This is a genomic window from Nocardia citri, assembly GCF_054065835.1.
Map to the genome: position 1 here is coordinate 16,986 of NZ_JBSUQM010000006.1, position 21,219 is coordinate 38,204.

Annotated in this window: 18 protein-coding genes; 13 read left to right on the plus strand and 5 right to left on the minus strand. The window is 65.3% G+C overall.

All coding sequences use genetic code 11. From position 1 onward, the window contains the following. Nucleotides 1-106: 106 nt before the first annotated feature. The 6 genes from ACW2Q0_RS11145 to ACW2Q0_RS11170 all read left to right on the plus strand — a co-directional run bounded on the left by ACW2Q0_RS11145 (nucleotide 107) and on the right by ACW2Q0_RS11170 (nucleotide 6,660). The gene (locus ACW2Q0_RS11145) at nucleotides 107-1,012 is read left to right on the plus strand and encodes an SIS domain-containing protein (RefSeq protein ID WP_457188932.1); all 906 of its coding nucleotides are present in this window, start codon (nucleotides 107-109) and stop codon (nucleotides 1,010-1,012) included. Between the two features lie 31 nt (nucleotides 1,013-1,043). Beyond that, complete coding sequence (locus ACW2Q0_RS11150) at nucleotides 1,044-2,138, plus strand: ROK family protein (protein WP_457188934.1); 1,095 nt, start codon at nucleotides 1,044-1,046, stop codon at nucleotides 2,136-2,138. 19 nt (nucleotides 2,139-2,157) lie between these two features. Next, on the plus strand, nucleotides 2,158-3,306 hold the full coding sequence (locus tag ACW2Q0_RS11155; RefSeq protein ID WP_457188936.1) for an N-acetylglucosamine-6-phosphate deacetylase: 1,149 nt from the start codon (nucleotides 2,158-2,160) through the stop codon (nucleotides 3,304-3,306). Between the two features lie 8 nt (nucleotides 3,307-3,314). Next, on the plus strand, nucleotides 3,315-4,253 hold the full coding sequence (locus tag ACW2Q0_RS11160; RefSeq protein WP_457188938.1) for a hexose kinase: 939 nt from the start codon (nucleotides 3,315-3,317) through the stop codon (nucleotides 4,251-4,253). Continuing rightward, a complete protein-coding gene (locus ACW2Q0_RS11165) occupies nucleotides 4,250-5,077 on the plus strand; it encodes a class II fructose-bisphosphate aldolase (protein ID WP_457188940.1) in 828 nt (275 codons plus the stop codon). The genes ACW2Q0_RS11160 and ACW2Q0_RS11165 overlap by 4 nt, the downstream gene beginning before the upstream one ends. Nucleotides 5,078-5,205: 128 nt before the next feature. Then, complete coding sequence (locus ACW2Q0_RS11170) at nucleotides 5,206-6,660, plus strand: glycosyltransferase 87 family protein (RefSeq protein WP_457188942.1); 1,455 nt, start codon at nucleotides 5,206-5,208, stop codon at nucleotides 6,658-6,660. A gap of 146 nt (nucleotides 6,661-6,806) precedes the next feature. Here ACW2Q0_RS11170 and ACW2Q0_RS11175 read toward each other — a convergent pair whose 3' ends face one another. Next, complete coding sequence (locus ACW2Q0_RS11175) at nucleotides 6,807-8,318, minus strand: ATP-dependent DNA ligase (RefSeq protein ID WP_457188944.1); 1,512 nt, start codon at nucleotides 8,316-8,318, stop codon at nucleotides 6,807-6,809. Nucleotides 8,319-8,411: 93 nt separating this feature from the next. Here ACW2Q0_RS11175 and ramB point away from each other — a divergent pair, with 93 nt between their 5' ends. Together ramB and ACW2Q0_RS11185 are read left to right on the plus strand one after the other, a co-directional pair. Then, entirely contained in the window at nucleotides 8,412-9,818 is a 1,407-nt protein-coding gene (gene ramB / locus ACW2Q0_RS11180; RefSeq protein ID WP_457188947.1) for an acetate metabolism transcriptional regulator RamB, read from the plus strand. Nucleotides 9,819-10,144: 326 nt separating this feature from the next. Further along, nucleotides 10,145-11,974 carry an acyl-CoA dehydrogenase gene (locus tag ACW2Q0_RS11185; RefSeq protein ID WP_457188949.1) on the plus strand — a complete coding sequence of 610 codons (1,830 nt, stop codon included), beginning with the start codon at nucleotides 10,145-10,147 and terminating at the stop codon, nucleotides 11,972-11,974. Nucleotides 11,975-11,984: 10 nt separating this feature from the next. On the opposite strand, the gene ACW2Q0_RS11190 is transcribed toward ACW2Q0_RS11185, so the two are convergent. After that, nucleotides 11,985-12,866 (minus strand): nuclease-related domain-containing protein, encoded by an 882-nt coding sequence (locus tag ACW2Q0_RS11190; RefSeq protein ID WP_457188951.1) that lies wholly within the window; start codon nucleotides 12,864-12,866, stop codon nucleotides 11,985-11,987. A 340-nt stretch (nucleotides 12,867-13,206) separates the two neighbouring features. Here ACW2Q0_RS11190 and ACW2Q0_RS11195 point away from each other — a divergent pair, with 340 nt between their 5' ends. Further along, entirely contained in the window at nucleotides 13,207-13,752 is a 546-nt protein-coding gene (locus tag ACW2Q0_RS11195; RefSeq protein ID WP_457188953.1) for a carboxymuconolactone decarboxylase family protein, read from the plus strand. A gap of 250 nt (nucleotides 13,753-14,002) precedes the next feature. On the opposite strand, the gene ACW2Q0_RS11200 is transcribed toward ACW2Q0_RS11195, so the two are convergent. Continuing rightward, the gene (locus ACW2Q0_RS11200; RefSeq protein ID WP_457188955.1) at nucleotides 14,003-14,854 is read right to left on the minus strand and encodes an SDR family oxidoreductase; all 852 of its coding nucleotides are present in this window, start codon (nucleotides 14,852-14,854) and stop codon (nucleotides 14,003-14,005) included. Nucleotides 14,855-14,953: 99 nt separating this feature from the next. On the opposite strand from ACW2Q0_RS11200, the gene ACW2Q0_RS11205 reads away from it, so the two are divergent. After that, on the plus strand, nucleotides 14,954-15,352 hold the full coding sequence (locus tag ACW2Q0_RS11205) for a winged helix-turn-helix transcriptional regulator (protein WP_457188957.1): 399 nt from the start codon (nucleotides 14,954-14,956) through the stop codon (nucleotides 15,350-15,352). 120 nt (nucleotides 15,353-15,472) lie between these two features. Beyond that, nucleotides 15,473-15,889, plus strand: a complete 417-nt coding sequence (locus tag ACW2Q0_RS11210; RefSeq protein WP_457188959.1) for a PPOX class F420-dependent oxidoreductase — start codon at nucleotides 15,473-15,475, stop codon at nucleotides 15,887-15,889. Between the two features lie 150 nt (nucleotides 15,890-16,039). Here the strand turns inward: ACW2Q0_RS11210 and lpdA are convergent, their stop codons facing one another. Beyond that, nucleotides 16,040-17,440: a dihydrolipoyl dehydrogenase gene (gene lpdA / locus ACW2Q0_RS11215; RefSeq protein WP_457188961.1), complete on the minus strand. Its 1,401-nt coding sequence runs from the start codon at nucleotides 17,438-17,440 to the stop codon at nucleotides 16,040-16,042. Between the two features lie 437 nt (nucleotides 17,441-17,877). On the opposite strand from lpdA, the gene ACW2Q0_RS11220 reads away from it, so the two are divergent. Then, a complete protein-coding gene (locus ACW2Q0_RS11220; protein WP_457188963.1) occupies nucleotides 17,878-18,006 on the plus strand; it encodes a hypothetical protein in 129 nt (42 codons plus the stop codon). Here the strand turns inward: ACW2Q0_RS11220 and ACW2Q0_RS11225 are convergent. Then, a complete protein-coding gene (locus tag ACW2Q0_RS11225; RefSeq protein WP_457188965.1) occupies nucleotides 18,003-18,977 on the minus strand; it encodes a dipeptidase in 975 nt (324 codons plus the stop codon). The two genes, ACW2Q0_RS11220 and ACW2Q0_RS11225, sit on opposite strands and share 4 nt — an antisense overlap. 168 nt (nucleotides 18,978-19,145) lie before the next feature. On the opposite strand from ACW2Q0_RS11225, the gene ACW2Q0_RS11230 reads away from it, so the two are divergent. Further along, nucleotides 19,146-21,203 (plus strand): prolyl oligopeptidase family serine peptidase, encoded by a 2,058-nt coding sequence (locus ACW2Q0_RS11230; protein ID WP_457188967.1) that lies wholly within the window; start codon nucleotides 19,146-19,148, stop codon nucleotides 21,201-21,203. Nucleotides 21,204-21,219: the final 16 nt, after the last annotated feature.

The following is a 21,219-nucleotide window of genomic DNA, read 5'->3' on the forward strand; positions in this document are numbered from 1 at the left end:
GAGCGAACGAATCGACTGTCCAACAGACTAGACCCAATATTGATCACATATGACCGATTTGATCTTAAATTTGACATAAACGATCACTCGGGTTGATTCTGTTGGTGTGCCGATCCCCGCTCCCGTGACTCATCTGGCCGCCGAAGTCGCCACCCAGCCGGACAACTGGGTTCGCGCCGAGACCACCGCCGCCGAACACCGGGCCGTACTGCCCCAGCCAGGCGAGCGCGTCGCCGTCATCGGTTGCGGCACTTCGCTGTTCATGTCCCGTGCCATCGCGTCGCTACGCGAGGGTGCGGGCCAGGGCATTACCGACGCGTGGCCCGCCGGCGAGGTTCGCAGCGCTCGCGAATACGACCGCTACCTGGTCATCTGCCGCTCCGGCACTACCACGGAGGTGGTCGATGCCATGCGGGCGATCCCCACACACATCCCGCGCACCGTCATCTGCAGCAGTCCGGGCACCCCGGTACTCGACCTCGGCGATCCGATCCTGATCGACGAGGTCGACGAGCAGTCGGTGGTGCAGACCCGTTTCGCCACCACCGCGCTGGCGATCCTGCGCTGGCACCTGGGCCAGGATCTGCGTCCAGCCGTCGAGCAGGCCAGGACGGTACTCGCCGAAGATCCGGCGACGACACTGGCCGCGGTGCGCGGTGCCGAGCAGATCAGCTTCGTCGGGATGGGGTTCGCGGCCGCGATCGCCGAGGAGGCGGGGCTCAAGCTGCGCGAATCCTGTCAGTCCTGGACCGAGTCGTATCTGCAGACCGAATACCGACACGGCCCGATCAGCATCTCCACCCCGGGCCGCGCCGTCTGGGCCTTCGGAGCCCTGATCCCCGATTTCGCGGCGGATGTGGCCGTCACCGGCGCCCACCTCGAACACCGCGATATCGACCCGATGGCCGATCTGGTCCGCGTACACCAGCTCTGTGTGCTGCGCGCCGCCGACCAAGGACTCGACCCGGACCATCCACGCAACTTGAACCGTTCCGTCGTCTTGGATCGGTGAGCCTCCGCTACCAGGAACTACTCTGCGGGATATGGGAACCGAACAGCCCCGGACCGGCGTGCGCCGCGACGATCTCGCGGGCCGCACGCATGCGGCAGGGGGATGGCAAGGACGCGGAGCCGACGGGGTGGGTAAACACAGCTCGGCGGCGCCGGACGCCGCGGCGACGGCGGGACGGGTCGCGCAACAGCAGCTGCCGGTCACGGCGTTGACCGACGATCTGCTGGTACTCGGCCTCGATGTCGGCGGCACCACGATAAAAGGCGAGGTCACCGATGCCGCGGGCACGGTGCTCGCCGCGGATGTGGTGGCCACACCGCGCGGCGAGGTGGCCTTCGAAACCATGGGGGCGCTCGGCGATCAGCTGCTCGCCGAGTTGACCGAAGACCAGCGCGATCGTGTCGCACGCGCGGCGGTGCTGCTGCCGGGCATTGTCGATCCGGGCCGTTCGATCGCGGTATTCAGCAGCAATGTCGGTTGGCGCGATGTGCATATCGGCGATCGGTTCACCCGTCGCTGGGATATGCCGGTGCTGATCGAGCACGATGTCGCGGTGGCGGGCTGGGCCGAATGGCGTTTCGGCGCCGGGCGCGGCCACGACGACGTATGCGTGGTCATTCTGGGCACCGGCATCAGCGGCACCCTTTCCGTCGGCGGTCGTTTGATACGCAGCGCCTTTGGACAGACCGGCGAATACGGGCACATCGCGGTCCGGCACGCGGACGGATTACGTTGTCCCTGCGGCAATATCGGCTGTGTGGAGACGGTGGCATCGGGTGCGTCCATCGCCCGTGCCTACGCGAAGCGGACCGGACACGAAACAGCAAGCGCGGCTGATGTTTTCGCAATCATCGATCGGGATTCGCACGCCAGAGCCGTTGTCGACGACGCTATCAGCGCACTCGCCGACGGACTGCTCGGCCTGATCCACGCGGCCTGTCCGGAACTGATCATTCTCGGCGGCGGCCTGGCCGGAGCCGGGCGCGCGCTCGCCGAGCCCTTGCGCCACACCATTGCCGAACGCCTGCGCGTGGTGCCCGCACCGCGGGTGGTGCTCGGCGAATTCGGTGCTCGCGCGGGGCTCATGGGCGCGGCGCTGTACGCCAGACAGGGAGCCCTCATATGACGCGCGTCGGGGTGTTCGCGTGAGTTCCGAGATTCGCGGACGGATCGTATCGGCGACATCCACCTTCGACGACGGTGTCGTGTCCATCCGCGCGGGCCGCATCCACCGGGTGCAATCGCTCGCGGACTGGGTTGCCGCACATCCGGATTCGACCGTGCCGCCATTGTCCGGCATCGTACTGCCCGGCCTCGTCGATATTCACAACCACGGCGGATGGGGCCACCGATTCGATACGGTCGACAATGCCGAGGCGCGCGCGGCCGCCGAATTCCATCACAGGCACGGCTCCACCACCGTGCTGGCCAGCGTTGTCACCGGTGCCGCGACCGATATGGTCGCGCAGATCGCCGCACTGCGAACCTTGGCGGCCGAGGGCACCATCGGCGGAATCCATGCCGAGGGACCGTTTCTGGCCGCTGCCCGCTGTGGCGCACAGGATCCCCGATTTCTGCGCGATCCCGATCCAGAACTGACCGAACAACTGCTCACCGCCGCCGACGGACATCTGCGGGTGATGACACTCGCCCCGGAGCTGCCGGGATTCGACACGGTCGCCCAACGCCTTTCCGACAGCGGTGTGGTGATATCGCTCGGCCACAGCGATACCGACTTCGCCCGGTTCCGACAGGCCCTACGCCCCAATGGGGTCGGCGCTCTGGTCACGCACTTGGCGAACGGTATGCCGCCACTGCATCACCGCACATCCGGTCCGGTGGCAGCCGCACTCGTCGCCGCGGCGCAGCGCCAGGTTGTAGTCGAGCTGATCGGCGACGGGGTACACCTCGACTCCGGTTTCGGCGCATTGGTTTTCGCGGCCGCACCCGGACAGGTCGCGTTGATCACCGATGCGATGCAGGCCGCGGGCATGTCCGATGGCGAATACCAGCTCGGTCCGCAAGTCGTCCGCGTCACCGATGGCGTGGCCCGGACAGCCAAGGGGTCCATCGCGGGCGGCACCGCTCACCTGCTGTGCTGCCTGGCCTGGGCGGTCCGCGCCTGCGGTGTGCCATTGCGCGAAGCTGTGATCGCCGCCACGTCGGTACCGGCCGCGGCCGCCGGGCTGTCCGATGTGGGCGACCTCAGGGCCGGCCAGTTCGCCGATCTGCTGATAGTCGATGACAATCTACAGTTGCGCCGGGTGCTCAGACGTGGACAGTTGTTGACGTGATCCTCACCGTGACAATGAATCCCGCCTACGATATGACCTACCGGGTAGAGCATTTCGAGCGCGGCAACGCCCATCGGGTCCGTTCGGTCGAGCAGCGCATCGGCGGCAAGGGTGTCAATGTGACGCGGGTGCTCAATCAGCTCGGAAAGTATGCCAGGGCAACGGGTTTCTCCGACCACGCCTTCGCGGCCGCCGCCGAGCTGGAGATGCCGGTGGACTTCGTGCACGCACTGCCCTGGGTTCGGCGTACGGTGGTGATCAGCGAATCCGGCGACGGTACCGCGACCGCGCTGTGGGAGCCGGGCGCGCGGGTCTCGAATCCACATGCCGCCGAACAGCTCTCGGTCCGCGTATCCGGCATGCTGCCCGATATCAACGGACTGGTCATTTCCGGATCACTGCCGGGCGGCATCCCCCACGGCCTGCCGGCCGAAATCGCGCGTACCGCCATTGCCGCCGGTGTCCCGACCATCTGCGATGTCGACGGCGAGTCACTGCGGCTGGCCGCCCAGGTCCCCGGCATCGTCTTGATACCGAATACCGAAGAGCTGGCACGTCTCACCGGACGGGCCCCGGAGACGCCCATCGAGGTCGCCACGGCCGCACGGCCGCTGATCGAACGCGGGGTGCGCGCCGTCATCGCGACCCGCGGCGCCGCGGGCATGGTCGTGGTCACCGCCGAGGGCGCGTGGTCGGCGGCCCTGCCCGAACCGCTCGCCGGAAATCCCACCGGCGCGGGCGATTCCGCGACCGCTGCGGTGATCGCGGCACTGTCGGATGCGAGCGGCACCCCGGACTGGCCCGCCGTGCTGGTCGACGCGGTCGCCACGGCCGCGGCCGCCGTTGTCATTCCGGTCGCCGGCGAAATCGACCGCCGCCTGCGCACCCAGATCGCACCGACGGTGATCGTCGAACGACTGGCCACCCCGCAGGAGAGCGCCCCATGACCTCGCGCCCGGTCGCGGACCTGATCGAGACCGCCCGCCCGGGCGGTCTCGGCGCCTTCAATGTGATCACCATCGAACATGCCGAGGCCATCGCCGCGGCCGCCGAGGCCGCTGAATGCCCTGTGCTGCTTCAACTTTCGGAGAATACGGTGCACTACCACGGCAGCCTGGCCCCGATCACGCTGGCCTGCTTGCGTATTGCCGCCGACAGCGGCGCCGATATCGCCGTTCACCTGGACCACGCCACTTCGTTCGAACTCATCCACACCGCCGTCGACCTCGGTATCCGCTCGGTCATGTACGACGGCTCCACCCTCGGATACGCCGAAAATGTCCGCGCCACCGCCGATATCGTCCGCTGGTGCCATGAACGCGATGTTTTCGTCGAGGCCGAACTCGGCGAGGTGGGCGGTAAGGACGGTGCCCACTCCCCCGGTGTGCGCACCGATCCGGACGAGGCGGTCGAATTCGTCGCCGTGACCGGCGTGGACGCGCTTGCCGTTGCGGTCGGCTCCTCGCATGCGATGCGAACGCGTACCGCCGAACTCGATAACGACCTGATTGCCCGGCTGGCCGCGAAGGTTCCGGTGCCCCTTGTGCTGCACGGCTCCTCCGGCGTGTCCGACGCGGGTCTGCGCGCCGCCGTCGCGCACGGCATGACCAAAATCAATATCGCCACCCGGCTGAATGTCCTTGCCACCGAAGCGATCCGGGTAGTCCTCGCGGACGGCCCCACCATTGCCGATCCACGCAGGTACCTGCACCCCGCCCGGGACGCGATCCGGTTCGAGGTCGAACATCTGCTGCGGGTGCTCGCCGGGTAGTTCTCACCAGCCCTGGGAAGTGTGGGCAGCCAGTGGCGGCCAGCGATGATAGGCTGAATTGCTGTTAGTTTAGCTAAGGATTTGCTGCCCGTTCGAGCTGTATCACCTGATGAAGGAAAAACAACTCCATGGCTGTCGTCCTGCAATCAGGAGAACAGCGCGCTGTCGGTGTGGGGACGCCGCCCAAGGTCTCGCACAAATTCACGCTCAGTGCCGCCATCGTATTCACCTCCCTGTCCATCGGCGCCTGGCTGCTATTCCTGCGGCCCAACTGGCAGATGTACTGGCATCAGATCGATCTCCAGGTCTATATGTGGGGCGGTACGACCGCGGCGACCAATCCCGCATTGCTGTACGACGGCCGCGGACCGCTTGGCCTGCCTTTCCTCTATCCGGTCTTCGCCGCGTGGATCTGTGCCGAACTGGCGAGATTTCCGATCAACTACATCGGGACCGGCGTCACGGTACTCACCATGGTGTCGCTGTTCGTGAGCGTTTGGAGCGCCGCCAAACTCCAGCACCGGCGCCGCGGCGCGAGTCTGCTGGCATTGAGCATCGCCGTCACCGGCGCCGCGATCTGGTTGGAGCCGGTCCAGCAGACATTCCGTTTCGGGCAGCTCAGCGCGATCCTGATGGCCTTGGTGCTGGCAGATCTCGCCATGCCCGAGGCCAGCCGATACCGGGGCGTCCTCATCGGCATCGCGACCGGACTGAAGCTGACTCCCGCGGTCTTCATCGTCTACCTGCTCATCACCCGCCAGTTCCGGGCCGCCACGACGGCCGCCGCGACCTTCGGTGCCACGGTCGCGATCGGCTTCTGGTACCGGCCGACCCAGGCGCTGCAGTTCTGGACCACGACCATGAGCTCGCAGAACCGCATCGGCTTCGCCTATGTGCAGAATCAGTCCATCAACGGCATGTTCGGCCGCCTGGAATGGTCGACCTGGAACGACAGCACATCCGCGCTGGTCTGCGCCGGACTGTTCGGATCGGCCGGCATGGCGGCGGCCCGGATCGCCTACCTGCGCGGTGACGAATTGCTGGGCGCACTGCTCGCGGCCACGGTGATGCTGCTGGTCTCGCCGATTTCCTGGACCCACTACTGGGTGTGGATCGCACCGGCACTGCTGTGGCTGATCCACGTGCTGCGCCACCGACCGCTCGCGGTCCGGCTCACCGTGCCCGGGCTCATCTATCTGTTCGTCTTCGCTTGGCCGCTGCGGGCCGACCAGTTCGGCGCGTGGGATCGGGATCGGCCCCTGCTGCCGCAGGGGTTGATCTGGCAGGTACCGCAGACCGAGGGCCGGGAATTCCGTTGGACGCCATGGCAATTCCTACTCGGCGATTCGTACGCCCTGCTCGCCACCGTCGCACTGATCGCCGCGATCGTCTGGCTGCTGCCGCTGCGACCGATGGCCGCGCAGCCGCCCGACGAGAAAATTGCGGACCGGCGGCGCGAGCGAGGGGTGGGCGCCGCCGGTCGGCGGGATGACGGTCCGGGCAGTGAACCGCCGAAGTCGAGCGAATGGGAAGTCGTATGGCAGGCCCCTTACACCAGGAGCCACTTCGTTCGCCGACACTGATCATCCTGCTCCGATCACCTCGAGAATGCTGACAATCCGGCTGTGAATCGTCTGGGAGTCGAGACACCTGATCGGCACCAGTCGTCGTAGCGGTGTTCGGCGGCGGCGAATGGGGTCCATACCTCCTAATCTATTCGGCCACTCGATTACGGCAGGAGTGCACGGACCGTATCGATGGTGTCGGCATCGGCAGCGGATTTGTCGGGTCGGTAGCGCACGACGCGGGCGAAGCGCAGCGCGACACCGCCCGGATAGCGCGGGCTGACCTGGACGCCGTCGAGGGCGATCTCGACGACGAGTTCCGGCCACAGGTAGACGGCGTATTCGTCGCGGGTGCGCTCGTGCCGCGGAAATTCGGCGGTCTGCCATTGCAGCAGCGCATCGGTGAGGCCTTTGAAGGTCTTGCCGACCATTACCGGTTCGCCGGTCACCGGATCCCGCGCGCCGAGATGCAGATTCGACAGATATCCGGTGCGACGGCCGTAACCCCATTCGGCACCGAGCACCAGCAGGTCGAGAGTATGCGTCGGCTTGATCTTCTGCCAGGACCGGCCGCGGCGGCCCGCCGCGTACGGCGCGGTCAACGACTTGACCATGACGCCCTCGTGGCCGGCCGCCAACGCGCCATCGAAGTATTCCGCGGCCGCCTCGGCATCGGGACGGATCAGGGCCGGGATGCTATGTGCTGCCGCTACCTCGGTCAGCGCCGCACGGCGCTTGTGCAGCGGGGCATCGAGCAGATCCACACCGTTCAGATGCAGACAGTCGAAGAAGTACGGGTGCAGCAGCAATTCCCTGGTCGAGCCGACCTCGGCGAAGCGGCTCATCGTCTCCTGGAACGGACGCGGTCGTCCGGAATCGGTGAGCGCCACTGTTTCTCCGTCCAGCACCACACTCGTGCAGTCGAGCCGGGCGACGAGATCGACCAGCTCCGGCACCCCGGCGGTGATATCGCGCAACGTCCTGGTGAACACCCAGACCCGCGAACCGTCGCGGTGCACCTGGATCCGCGCGCCGTCCAGTTTGTGTTCGACGCTCACCTCATCACCGAATTCGGCCAGCGCCTCATCCAGCGTCGCACCGGGCGAGGCGAGCATGGGCTGGATCGGGCGGCCGACCTCGAGCCGGAATTCGCTCAGCGCCTCGGCCCCGCCGGTCAGTGCCGCGACAGCGGTGACCGGCAGCTGCCCGGAGAGCATGTACGCCCGCCGCACCAACGCGATCGGCACGTCCGCGGCCACCGCAACCGCCTCGGCGACGATCGCGGTGAGCGCGCCCTGACGCAGCTCGCCACCGAGCAGGCGCAACAGGAATGCCTGCTGATCGGCGGCGGCGGCGGCCCATAAGCGCCGCAGCAATTCCTTGCGTCGGTTCGTCGAGCCGGGGCCCGACGTGGTGGCCAATTCGCTCAGCGTGTTGTCGACCGACGAAACCGTCAGCGTCGCAAGTTCACTGGGCTCGTATTCGAGTGCGGTCAGCGTGCGCCAGCCGGTGCCGATGCGGCCCTGCCGCAGTTCACCGGAGACCCAGGCGACCACTGGCGCCAGCTCGTCCGGGGCGGCCGCGGATAACAACGCGGCCAGGGTGGCGATTTTCGTCTTCCGGGAGCGGGTCGCACGGACGGTCTGCGAGGCCTGCACGACATCCGAGAACAGCATCAGTCGACGGTAGCCCGGCCCTGTGACATATCGCTCAGATCCGCCGCTAATTACCCATTGGCAGGTTTGCGAACCCGACCATAGGGTGGACGCATGGCCAAGACTTACGTCGGGGCGCGACTTCGTCAGCTGCGGACCGAACGAGGGCTGAGCCAGGTCTCACTCGCCCAGAAGCTGGAGATCTCGGCGAGTTACCTCAACCAGATCGAACACGATGTGCGCCCGCTCACCGTACCGGTATTGCTGCGCATCAGCGAAGTATTCGGTGTCGACGCGACCTTTTTCTCGACCCAGGACGACACCCGGCTCATCGCCGAACTCCAAGAGGTCGTGATGGACCAGGAACTCGGCATAGAGGCCGACACCCAGGAGATCGCGGATATGGTCTCCGCGCATCCGAGTATGGCGCGTGCCCTGGTCAATATGCACAACCGGTACCGCAATACCTCCGCACAGCTGGCCGCCGCCACCGAGGACCGCTTCGCCGACGGCGCCGGCAGCGCCGCGATCAGTAAACCGCACGAGGAGGTGCGCGACTTCTTCTACCAGCGGCAGAACTACATCCACGAATTGGATACCGCCGCAGAGGAACTCACCGCCCGCATCCGATTCCACGGCGGCGATGTGAACAACGAGGTCGCTCGCCTGCTGCGCGCTCACGATGTGCACATTATCGAGCGCATCGATCTCGGCGAGGGCGTATTGCACCGCTACGATCCGCAGACCCAGCGGCTCGAGATCGCGCCGCATCTTTCCGGTGGCCAGCGCACCTTCAAACTCGCCGCGGAACTCGCTTATTTCGAATGCGGTGATCTGCTCGAAAAGCTGGTGGAAGAGGGCAATTTCGCCGCCGAGGACACCCGTAAGCTGGCCATGCTCGGCTTGGCGAACTATTTCGCCGCGGCGACGGTATTGCCCTACACGCACTTTCACGAGGTCGCCGAGGATTTCCGCTACGATATCGAGCGGCTCTCGGCCTTCTTCACCCAGAGTTACGAGACCATCTGTCATCGACTTTCGACCTTGCAGCGGCCCAAACTGCGAGGCGTTCCGTTCTCGTTCGTGCGCGTGGACCGCGCCGGAAATATGTCGAAACGTCAGTCCGCCACCGGTTTCCACTTCTCTTCCAGCGGCGGCACCTGCCCGCTGTGGAATGTCTATGAGACCTTCGCCTATCCGGGCAAGATCATGACGCAGATCGCCCAGATGCCCGACGGTCGCAAATACCTGTGGGTCGCCCGCACCGTCGAACGCCGCGCGACCCGATATGGCCAGGCCAGCAAGACCTTCGCGATCGGGCTCGGATGCGAGTTGCGGCATGCGGGCCGCGTCATCTACGCCGACGGTATCGATCTCGACGTGGCGAAGGCCACGCCGATCGGTGCGGGCTGCCGGGTCTGTGAACGCGCCAATTGCCCACAGCGCGCGTTCCCGCCGTTGGGCAAGGTCCTCGATATCAGCGAACATCGAAGTTCGGTATCGCCGTACGTACTCAAGTGACGCGCAAAGGCCGACCTCGGCGATACCGATGTCGGCCTTGGGCATTCGGCTGTGCTTACCTACCAGCCGGCTGCGGTCTCATGGCTGTATTCGTGATGCGAACCTCAAAACAGAAGTTGGCGCGCCGGAATATCGCGCGGTGAGGAGTCCGTTGTGCACGTTTCCGTCGTGTGCACGCTCGTGGTATTCGCTCGGAAGCCACTGCGAGGTCCCCGAGCTGGCTACGGTTGCGTAGCAACACAGAGGTACGGCAGGCTCTTTTTGTACAACGTCAGAACGCCGATTCCGTGGCTGCCCGGTCGCGGAGGGGGAGTCGAGGAGGACCGGTGGGTCACTACAAGGCGAACGTCAGGGATATCGAGTTCAACCTGTTCGAGGTTTTGGGACTGGACAAGCTCCTGGATACGGGTGCCTATGGCGATCTCGATTCGGAAACCGTGCGCGAGATTCTGTCCGAAGTGAAGCGGTTGGCCGAGGGACCGGTCGCGGAATCCTTCGCCGCGGCCGACCGCGACCCAGTGGTCTACGATCCGACGACCTTCTCGATTTCGGTACCCGAGACGCTACGCAAGACCATCCGGGCCGTGTACGAGGCCGACTGGAGCCGGCTCGGTATGCCGGAGGGGATGGGCGGCACCCCCGCGCCCGCCCCGGTGGTCTGGTCGATCAACGAGATGATCACCTGCGCCAACCCGGCGGCGAGCTTCTTCAATATGGGCCCGGTGTTGTCCTCGGTGCTGTTCAATGTCGGCACCGAACAGCAGAAGCAGTGGGCCACAAAGGGTTACGACCGCGGCTGGGCCAGCACCATGGTGCTGACCGAGCCCGACGCCGGTTCCGATGTCGGCGCGGGCCGTACCAAGGCGCTCGAGCAGGAGGACGGCTCCTGGCATATCGAGGGCGTCAAGCGCTTCATCTCCGGTGGTGATGTCGGCGAGACCGCCGAGAACGTCTTCCACTTGGTGCTGGCTCGCCCGGAGGGGGCCGGTCCCGGCACCAAGGGGCTCTCGCTGTTCTATGTGCCGAAATTCCTGTTCGATCACGAGACGCTCGAACTGGGCGACCGCAATGGCGTCTATGTGACCGGCGTCGAGCACAAAATGGGCCTGAAATCCTCGCCCACCTGTGAGCTGACCTTCGGCGCGACCGATGTGCCCGCCAAGGGCTGGCTGGTCGGCGAGGTGCACGACGGCATCGCACAGATGTTCCAGGTGATCGAGAACGCTCGCATGGTGGTCGGCATCAAGTCCACCGGCACGCTGTCCGCCGGTTACCTCAACGCGCTCGACTACGCCAAGCAGCGCGTGCAGGGTGCGGACCTCACGCAGATGGCGGATAAGGCGGCCCCGCGCGTCACCACCACCCACCACCCGGATGTACGGCGCTCGCTGGCGATGCAGAAGGCCTACGCCGAAGGTCTGCGCGCGGTCTACCTTTACACCGCCGCCCATCAGAATGCCGATGTGGCACAGCTGGTTTCGGGCGCCGATGCCGAGTTGGCCCATCGGGTGGACGATCTGCTGCTGCCGATCGTCAAGGGTGTCGGTTCCGAGCGGGCCTACCAGTATCTGACCGAATCGCTGCAGACACTGGGTGGTTCGGGCTATCTGCAGGATTACCCGATCGAGCAGTACATCCGCGATGCGAAGGTCGACTCGCTCTACGAGGGCACCACCGCGATCCAGGCACAGGACTTCTTCTTCCGCAAGATCATCCGGGATAAGGGTGTTGCGCTCGCCCATGTCAGCGGGCAGATCACCGCCTTCCTAGAGGCGAAGACGGGTCGCTTCGAAACCGAACGGGCGCTACTGGCCACCGCGGTCGCCGATGTGCAGGCGATGACCGCCACGCTGACCGGATATCTCTTGGCGTCCCAACAGGATCCGAAGGAGCTGTACAAGATCGGGCTCGGTTCGGTGCGCTTCCTGCTCGCGGTCGGCGATCTGCTCATCGGCTGGCGACTGCTGGTCCAGGCCGAGATCGCGGCCGCCGCACTGGCCGCCGAAGCACCGGAGCAGGATCGGGCGTTCTATTCCGGAAAGGTCGCCGTCGCGAGCTTCTTCGCGAAGAACGCGCTGCCGGAATTGACCGCGGTGAACAACATTCTCGCCGCGATCGATACTGACATCATGGAGCTGGACGAAGCCGCGTTCTGATCCGACCGGATCAGCAGTTTTTCTGCAGCGGCCAGCACTCGATCGGGTGGTACGGCGGCGGCGAGGGCGTCACGCTCGTCGTCGGGATATCCAGTTCACGGGCCGGATGGGCCGAGTTGTGGGCGAGCGAACTCGCGATCACGATGAGGACTACGACCATGCCGATCAGGGCCGCCGCGAAGACCGCCCACCCCGCCGTCGTCTGCCGCGTGCTCGGCGGCAGCGGTGCGGGGATGGCGTTCCGACGCATCTCACGCGCCGACAGCGACGGCGCTTTGGGCTGCACCTCGTCGAAGCCGTCGGCGAGCAATTCGGCGCGGGAAGGCTTGTCGGCGGCGAGCGCTTCGCAGGCGGCGCCGACCCTATCCGCGGTCCAGTTGCGCGGTCCGGCGGAAAAGCCCTCGAGGTAGATACGGAGTTCGGTCGCGTCGCGGGCATTCGCGATGACGACATCCATGCCGGGACGCAGATTGGTCCGCGCCGGACGCACCGCGACCCCGCGGAACGGCAGCAGTACGATGGCACCGCAAATGTGGCCCGGATCGATCAGTGCCCGCTCCAGCCGGGTCTTCACCGCGTGCACGCAGTGTTCCAGCTGATCGACCGGGTTGCCGGAGATGTCCTCATCCAGGTCGGCGGGCTCCGCGCTGATTGTCCACGGACCCCCGCCCGGGATGCTGAGAATCCCGCTCTGACGGCGGCGGAAGCCCTTGATATCGAAGACGGCGATACCGCGTGGGGTCAGGATGACCGCATCCACCCGGCGAGCCCCGTTTTCCCCGACCTCCAGGCCGACCAATGCGACGCCGGTCGTCGGATACGACCGCAGGCATTCGACGAACTCCTGTTCGGCCCCGGAGATATTCGCTCCGGTCTTGATCTTCACGAGCATCGCGTATTCCCTGCCTCATCCGGTTCGACCCGGCGCCCCACCATCCACCGCGCCGGTAACGATCATGACCCGCCGTCGCCGCGAAGACCACCGGAAAGCCGAGAAGGCCAGCACAATCCGGCTGGATAAAACCGGCCTGTCGGATCTATTCGGATCGCCGCGATCCTCTAGCCGCACCCCGAACCCGACCGGGACTCGGCGGATAAGCCGAGGTCTCGGCGCCGCGCGCGACCCGATTCGGTGTCGCCGGCGCACCCATCGCGGATCTACCCGCTAGTACGCTCGGATTCGATCCTGCAGGACGGATTCCGCCACCGGCGGCGGACAAGGAGGCACAGGCATGGTTTCGGCGCTGCAACCACGCATTTCACCCGGCCGAATCCGGGAGCTGGGCCCGATCAATTGGGTTGTCTGGCATATACTTTCGCGCGCGGCGGGGACCGACGACGCACATCTGTTCAGCACACTCGGCCGCACCAAGGGACTGTTCCGCGGGTGGCTGCACTTCTCCGGGCGGCTGATGCCGGGCGGCCGACTGCCCAGACATGAATCCGAACTGGTTATCCTGCGCGTCGCCGAACTGCGCGACTGCGCCTATGAAATGGACCATCACATTCGCCTCGGCAGGCGGGCGGGCGTCACACCGGAGATCCTGGACCGGATTCATACCGGCCCGTCTGCCGATGAGTGGTCGGGTAGGCATCGCGCACTGCTCACCGCCGTCGACAAATTGGTCGAAACCCGCGATATCGATGACGCCACCTGGACCGCGCTTGCCGAGCACTACGACGAGCGCAGCCTGATCGAAATCGTGCTGCTCATCAATCAGTACGAGGGGCTGGCCGCGACCATCACCGCGCTGCGGATCCAGCGCGACCGCGTATGACCGGCTCAGCGGTTTCGATGCGGTGCGCCGGGCTATCCAGGACGCGCACCTCGTAGGCATGGTAGGGCGCAGTCGTGCGTCTGCCCCGCGACCGCGCCGACGCGTACGGCGAGCCGATAGCGCTCGGCATCGAGGTTCGACAGGCATTCACAACAGCACCTGTGACCTCGATAGACGCCAACCAATTCCGTTGACGCACAAGGGGCTTGCCCACCGCATCACCTGCGTCGGGCAAGCCCCGTCGAATGCGTCAGGCCAGAGCGGCGCGGATGACGTCGGCGGCGGGAGTGGACGGACGACCGAGCAGTTTCTGGAGGTCGCCGGAGTCCACGTCGAGGATGCCGGCATTGATACCGGCGTCCACGTCGGCGAGCACCGCGGCGTAGGCGCCGGGCAGACCGGCCTGCTCGAGCGCCGCGCGGTAATCCTGCTCGGACAGGTTCTCATAGCGCACCGGCTTGCCGGATACCTGCGAAATCACCTGGGCGAGTTCGGCATAGGTGAGCCGCTCATCGCCGCCGAGCTCGTAGATCCGACCCGCGTGACCATCGGTGGTCAGCACCTTGGCGGCAGCCTCGGCGTAGTCGGCGCGCGCGGCACCGGCGACGCGCCCCGTCTCCGCCGCACCGTGCAGCACACCGGACGCGAGCGTTTGCCCGAGCGCACCGACGTAGTTCTCCCAGTACCAGCTGTTGCGCAGGAGAGTGTGCGGGACAGTCGATTCCGCGAGCACCTCCTCGGTGCCCTGGTGCTCCTGCGCGAGGATGAGCGGGTTCTCGGTGGCGCGCGGAATGCTGGTGTAGGCGAGCAGTTTCACGCCCGCGCGCTCGGCGGCCCGAATGACGTTGGTGTGCTGGGCGACTCGCGTGCCGAATTCGGTACCGGAGATCAGCAGCACACGGTCGACACCGGCCAGGGCGCGGTCGAGCGCTTCCGGGTCGTCATAGGAGGCCTGGCGAACCTCGACACCCCGCTCGGCCAGGTCGGCGACCTTCCGCGGATCGCGCACGATCGCGACGACCGGCGTGGCACCTTCGCGCAACAGCGCCTCGACGACGAGACGGCCCAGCTGCCCACCAGCTCCGGTTACGGCGACGGTCATGACTTCCTCCAGAGAGAGTATGCGTTTCATGAAGTACTAACTATTAGTAAGCACTATGCATTCCGTAGCCACTTTGGTCAAGTTGGGTACCATCGATCCATGCCCACTCAGCGCACGCCGTTGGTGGATACCGACGATCCGACGCTGGAAGCCGACGTATTCGCCCGAAACTGCCCGTCACGATCGGTGCTTCAGAATGTGGTCAGCCGCTGGGGCACCCTGGCCCTGGTCGCGCTGCGCGAAGGGCCGTACCGGTTCAGCGCCCTGCGCCGGCGCGTCGACGGCGTCAGTGAGCGCATGCTCTCGCAAACCCTCCAGGCCCTCGAACGCGACGGCATGGTGCACCGAGAGGTCCAGGAAACCATTCCGCCCCGCGTCGAATACACCCTCACCGACCTCGGCGCCCAGGTCGCCGAACGTCTCGAAGACCTCATCCGCATCGTCGAAACCAACCTGCCCAGAGTCCATCAGGCTCGAGCCGCCTACCACCGCGACTGACCCGGCCAGTTGATCACCATGCGCTGGTGGTGTCGGCCGATACGGCAACCACCGCATGGTCATCGTCTGACCAGGTGCGCGGGCGGGAAGGTCGAAGGGTGCGCGTGGGTTGGTCTGGGTATGGAGATTTCCTCGGCTGTCGATTTTGCGCGGAGTACCAAGCGGTCGGTGCTGACCACGATTCGGCGGAATGGCCGTCCACAGCTGTCCAATGTGCTGCATGTGGTTGGTGATGATGGGATCATTCGGATCTCCATCACCGCCGACCGGGCCAAGTACCACAATCTGGTACGCGATCCATGGGCCGCGATCCACGTCACCCGCGACGACTTCTTCGCCTATGCCGTCATCGAGGGCACGGTCGACCTCACTTCCGTCGCCGCCGACCCTGATGACGCCGCCGTCGACGAACTGGTCGCCTACTACCGAGCGGGCGCGGGCGAGCATCCCGATTGGGACGAATACCGCAAGGCCATGGTCACCGACCGGCGCGCCCTCGTCCGCCTGACACCGACCCATGCCTACGGCATGCTCTGATTCAGCGCTTCAGCAGTCCGACACGGTGACTTGTTGGTAACCGGCGGCACGGAGTTCGCCGACCATGCATTCGCGTCGCATTATTCAGCTCCGACGAAAAACGGTGGTGCCCAGACCATTCGGTCCGAACACCACCGTCTTCGATACGGATCAGAAGTTGATCATGTGGCCCGCGAGACCATGGAACGCTTCCTGCAGGGCTTCGCTCAACGTCGGGTGGGTGTGGACGTTGCGGATCAGCTCGTTGACGGTCAGATCCCACTTCTGGGCCAGGGTCATCTCCGGCAGCAGTTCGGAGACATCCGGACCGATGAGGTGGCCGCCGAGCAGTTCGCCGTACTTGGCGTCGGCGACCAGCTTGACGAAACCAGTCGGATCGCCGAGGCCGTGCGCCTTGCCGTTGGCGGTGAACGGGAAGGTGGCGACCTTCACGTCATAGCCCTCGTCGCGGGCCTGCTGCTCGGTGAGACCGAAGCTGGCGACCTGCGGCTGGCAGAAGGTGGCGCGCGGCATCATTCGGTAGTCGCCGAGAGGCACCGTCGGCGCACCGGCGATGGTCTCCGCGGCCACGACGCCCTGGGCCTCCGCGACGTGGGCGAGCTGCAGCTTCGCGGTCACGTCGCCGATGGCGTAGATATGTGCCACATTGGTGCGCATATTGTCGTCGATGACAATGGCGCCGCGCTCGAGCGCGACACCGGTGTTCTCCAGGCCGTAGCCCTCGATCCGCGGCGCGAAGCCGACGGCCTGCAGCACCTTGTCGACGGTGACCGTCTCCAGATTGCCGGTCTTGTTGTCCTTGATCGACACGGTGACCTTCGAACCGTCGTCGTCGATCGACTGCACAGCCGCACCGGTGGTGATGGTGATGCCGAGCTTCTTGTACTGCTTGGTGATCTCCTTGGAAACGTCGACGTCCTCATTCGGCAGCGCGCGGTCCAGGAACTCCACAATGCGCACGTCGACGCCGTAGTTCTTCAGGACGTAGCCGAACTCCATGCCGATCGCGCCGGCGCCGACGATGAGGATCGAGCCGGGCAGATCGCGGGTGAGAATCTGCTCCTCGTAGGTCACCACATTCGCGCTGAGCGAGGTGCCCGGCAGCAGCTTGGTGACGGTGCCGGTGGCGATGATGACATTCGAGAAGGTGATCGTCTCGGTGCCGCCGCTGGACAGGGCGACCGAGAGGGTGTTCGCATCGGTGAAGGTGCCCGTACCGTCGAACTCGTCGATCTTGTTCTTCTTCATCAGGAAGTGGACGCCCTTGACCCGGCCGTCGGCGACCTTGCGGCTGCGGTCGAACGCGACACCGAAGTCGAAGCTCACATCGCCGGAGATGCCGAAGGTCTTGGCTTCCTTGGTGAAGATATGCGCCAGTTCCGCATTGCGCAGCAGCGCCTTGGAAGGGATGCAGCCCACGTTGAGGCAGACACCACCCCAATACTTCTGCTCGACGATCGCGGTACGGAGGCCAAGTTGTGCCGCGCGGATGGCGGCGACATAACCGCCAGGACCGGCACCGAGAACGACAACGTCGTAATGGGAAGTCACGCCGTCGAGCCTAACTCTGCCGAGCAGACTTCACCCACCGTCCCCCTGCCACTATGAGGCCCGCGTCACATGGCACCGCCACTTTCGTGCGACCGAGCACCTACTCAGGGCTGTGATGCCTTGTCTGTCAGCTGTGGCCCACGGCAACGGTGAATTGAGCTAATCGGGCCACTAGCAGCAATAATAGCCATCAGCTGTTGAATATATACGTACCCGTCAGTGACCCGCACCAGCCCGAATCACCGATCCGGTGAGCATTAGTCATACGATCGCGACCGTGGCCGATTCAGCGGGGCTGACGATAATCGGTCCGGTGGTGACCTCCGATGACGCGCGCCGGATCGCGCTGAGCCCGCCACGAACAACCGAGGCGCTGGTCCGGGATCGGGTCGAGTTCCGGGCGGGCCGGCTGGGCGCTGTCCACAGACGAGGCTTGCATGGGTTTCGCCTTTCCCGAGCAGGACAGCAGCGCGCGGCGCTGGTCGCGGGTGCGCCGGACAAGTTCGGTGATGCCACTGCCGCGCGACGAGCGGTACAACCGGCTCCGGGTGCGGCATCCCCGCTAGTCGCGCCAGACTTGCCGTGCGACCCGGGCGAAGTTGCCACCGAATACCGCCGCTCGGTCGGCCGCGCCGAATCCGCGATCGGCGAGTGCCGCGTCCAACCCGGGTGACTCGTCGAGCCCCAAGAGATCCTCCGGCGGCACCCATTGCAGCGGCCCCCATTTCGTATACGCGTCGGAAAACGCCCCGGGATCCTGCGTGAGCATGTCGTTGAAATCGTCGGCATCGAAGGAGTAGTCCGACCCGATGCCGATATGTTCGATCCCGACGAGCTCCGCACCGTATTCGATATGTTCCGCCATTGCCGCCACTCGCTCGGCCCGCCCATCGACCGCGTTCTGCCCCAGGAAGATTCCCACGCCGTTGATACCGATAACGCCGCCGGTCCGCGCGCAGGCCAGTGCCTGTTCATCGGTGATATTGCGCGGATGCGCCCACCGTGCCGCGAAATTGGAATGGCTGTATATCATCGGCACCTCGGTGCATTCGGCCAGGTCCAGTCCGGTGCGCCGGGAGCAGTGCGAACCGTCGACGAATACGCCGACCTCGTTCTGTTTGCGCACCAGATCTCGGCCGTAGGCGGTGAGTCCGGTGTCGTCGGTATCCAAACAGCCACAGCCGGCCGCATTGGCGTGGTTGTAGGTCGGCAGCATTGAGCGAACGCCCAGTTCGTAGAAAATTTCGAGGTTGTCCGGATCGCCGCCCAGTGGGGCCGAATCCTCCAGGTCGAAGGCCAGTGAAATGGTATCGGCAGCACCGATATCGGCGAACTGCTCGACCAGCCGGAATCGACCGTCGTCCAGCGCGTCCCGGCGGAACTTGTGCAGCAGCGCCAGCGAATCCTCGATCGACTGCCGCGAATACCCTACGTTCACCGATAGATACGACCCGAGCGGGTAGCGCGTGAGATCGGCAATCCGCGCGGAATGCAGTAATGGCAGGCAGCAGTGCTGCTCCCAGAGAAACTGTGGCAAACCGGCCACCTTCCGCTCGGATCGGTATCGGAGCAGCGATCCTACTGAGCCGACTGGTACGTATGTCACACCTTGACCAGATATCGGGCAACCGGTAACAGCGCGCCCGAATTGCCCGATTCATCGAGTGATATCTCACCTTTAAGGCCTCTCGGCAACAATGTGGACATGACGGGCGTTGAGCAAACTGTGACCGATCCTTACCTGTGGCTCGAAGAAGTAACCGATGAGCGGGCCCTCGACTTCGCTCGCGCGCACAACGAGGTGGTTGTCGAGCGCTTCGCCAGTTCCGATCGGTTCACCGAACTCGAGCGCCGCATCCTCGACATGCTCGACACCGATACCAAGATCGCCTACCCGGGCCGGCGCGGCCGCTGGCTCTACAACTTCTGGCGCGATGCCGAACATCCGCGCGGGCTGTGGCGGCGCACCACCTTCGCCGAGTACGCCAAGCAAGCACCGGACTGGGATGTGCTCATCGACCTGGACGCGCTCGGCACCGCGGAGGGCGAGAACTGGGTCTGGGGCGGTGCCGCGGTGCTGCGGCCGCAACAGTCGCGCGCGCTCATCAGCCTGTCCCGCGGCGGCGCGGATGCCAAAGTCGTGCGTGAATTCGATATCGAGACAAGGGAGTTCATCGATCCCGCCGACGGCGGCTACTTCCTGCCCGAGGCGAAATCCGAGATCCGCTGGATCGATATCGACTCGGTGTATGTCGGCACCGATTTCGGTCCGGGTTCACTCACCGATTCCGGCTACCCGCGCATCGCCAAGCGCTGGCGGCGCGGCACCCCGGTCACCGAGGCCGAGACGGTATTCGAAGGCGAGGCAGGCGATGTCGCGGTCTCGGCCGGTTATGACCGGACGCCCGGCTACGAACGGCATTTCGTCGGCCGCGCCACCGACTTCTTCAACGAAGAGGTGTACCTGCTCGAAAGCGACGGCAGTCTGCTACATCTCGATGTCCCCACTGACGCCAGTGAATCCTGGTACAAGGACTGGTTCCTGGTACGACTGAAGTCGCCGTGGGAAATCGAGGGTAATACCTACCCCGCCGGTGCCCTGCTGGCCATGGACTTCGAGAAATTCCTCTCCGGCGCACGGGAATTCGAGGTGATCTTCACCCCCGACGCACACACCTCGCTGCACGGCTACGGCTGGACCGAGAATCACCTGCTGCTGATCACTTTGGAGGATGTGCAGACCAAGCTCTACGTCCTCACGCCCGGCGCGGACGGCTGGCGCAAGGAGCCGCTCGCCGACACCCCGCCGATGGCGACCACCAGCGTGATGAATCTGGACCCGCTCGAGGGCGGCGACGAATTCATGCTGACCACAAGCGGATTCACCACTCCAGCCACGCTGCTCGCCAGCGCGGTCGGCGGCCGGGCCGAACAACTCAAGCAGGAACCCGGTTTCTTCGACGCCGACGGCATCGAGACCGAGCAGTTCTTCGCGCGCTCCGATGACGGAACCATGGTGCCGTACTTCGTGATCCGCCATCGCGACCGCAAGGACACCCCCGGCCCGACGGTAATGTCCAGCTACGGCGGCTTCGAGGTATCCCGCACCCCCGCCTACAGCGGCGCCTCCGGCATGGGCTGGCTGGAACGCGGCGGCACGTGGGTAATGGCCAATATTCGCGGCGGCGGCGAATACGGCCCACAGTGGCACACCTCGGTGCAGAAGGCCAATCGGCACAAGGTCTATGAGGACTTCTCCGCGATCGCCAAGGATCTGGTGACCCGCGGCATCACCACACATGAACAGCTGGGTGCGGTCGGCGGCAGCAATGGCGGGCTGCTCATGGGCGTCATGCTGACCCGCTATCCGCAACTGTTCGGCGCCATCGTCTGCCAGGTCCCGCTGCTCGATATGCGCCGCTATCACCTGCTGCTGGCCGGTGCATCGTGGATGGCCGAATACGGTGATCCGGATAAACCCGAGGAGTGGGCCTACATCAGCGAGTACTCGCCCTACCAGAACGTGCGCGCCGACGCGTCCTACCCGCCGATCCTGCTGACCACCTCCACCCGCGACGACCGGGTGCATCCGGGCCACGCCCGCAAGATGGCGGCGCTGCTGGAGGAGCAGGGCCACACGGTCTGGTACCACGAAAATATCGAGGGTGGTCACGGCGGTGCGGCCGATAACAAGCAGTCGGCATTTCAGGCCGGACTCATCTACGAGTTCTTTACGCAGATGCTGATAGAGCGGTCCGCGTAATCACCTCCGATCGGCC

Excerpts from the sequence above, each read along its gene's own strand:
- ACW2Q0_RS11175 (WP_457188944.1), bottom strand. The coding sequence starts at position 8,318 with ATGCTGTTCTCGGATGTCGTGCAGGCCTCGCAGACCGTCCGTGCGACC.
- ACW2Q0_RS11220 (WP_457188963.1), top strand. The coding sequence starts at position 17,878 with ATGGGTTTCGCCTTTCCCGAGCAGGACAGCAGCGCGCGGCGCTGGTCG.
- ACW2Q0_RS11200 (WP_457188955.1), bottom strand. The coding sequence starts at position 14,854 with ATGACCGTCGCCGTAACCGGAGCTGGTGGGCAGCTGGGCCGTCTCGTC.
- ACW2Q0_RS11190 (WP_457188951.1), bottom strand. The coding sequence starts at position 12,866 with ATGCTCGTGAAGATCAAGACCGGAGCGAATATCTCCGGGGCCGAACAG.
- ramB (WP_457188947.1), top strand. The coding sequence starts at position 8,412 with ATGGCCAAGACTTACGTCGGGGCGCGACTTCGTCAGCTGCGGACCGAA.
- ACW2Q0_RS11230 (WP_457188967.1), top strand. The coding sequence starts at position 19,146 with ATGACGGGCGTTGAGCAAACTGTGACCGATCCTTACCTGTGGCTCGAA.
- ACW2Q0_RS11195 (WP_457188953.1), top strand. The coding sequence starts at position 13,207 with ATGGTTTCGGCGCTGCAACCACGCATTTCACCCGGCCGAATCCGGGAG.
- ACW2Q0_RS11210 (WP_457188959.1), top strand. The coding sequence starts at position 15,473 with ATGGAGATTTCCTCGGCTGTCGATTTTGCGCGGAGTACCAAGCGGTCG.
- ACW2Q0_RS11205 (WP_457188957.1), top strand. The coding sequence starts at position 14,954 with ATGCCCACTCAGCGCACGCCGTTGGTGGATACCGACGATCCGACGCTG.
- ACW2Q0_RS11150 (WP_457188934.1), top strand. The coding sequence starts at position 1,044 with ATGGGAACCGAACAGCCCCGGACCGGCGTGCGCCGCGACGATCTCGCG.
- ACW2Q0_RS11170 (WP_457188942.1), top strand. The coding sequence starts at position 5,206 with ATGGCTGTCGTCCTGCAATCAGGAGAACAGCGCGCTGTCGGTGTGGGG.
- ACW2Q0_RS11165 (WP_457188940.1), top strand. The coding sequence starts at position 4,250 with ATGACCTCGCGCCCGGTCGCGGACCTGATCGAGACCGCCCGCCCGGGC.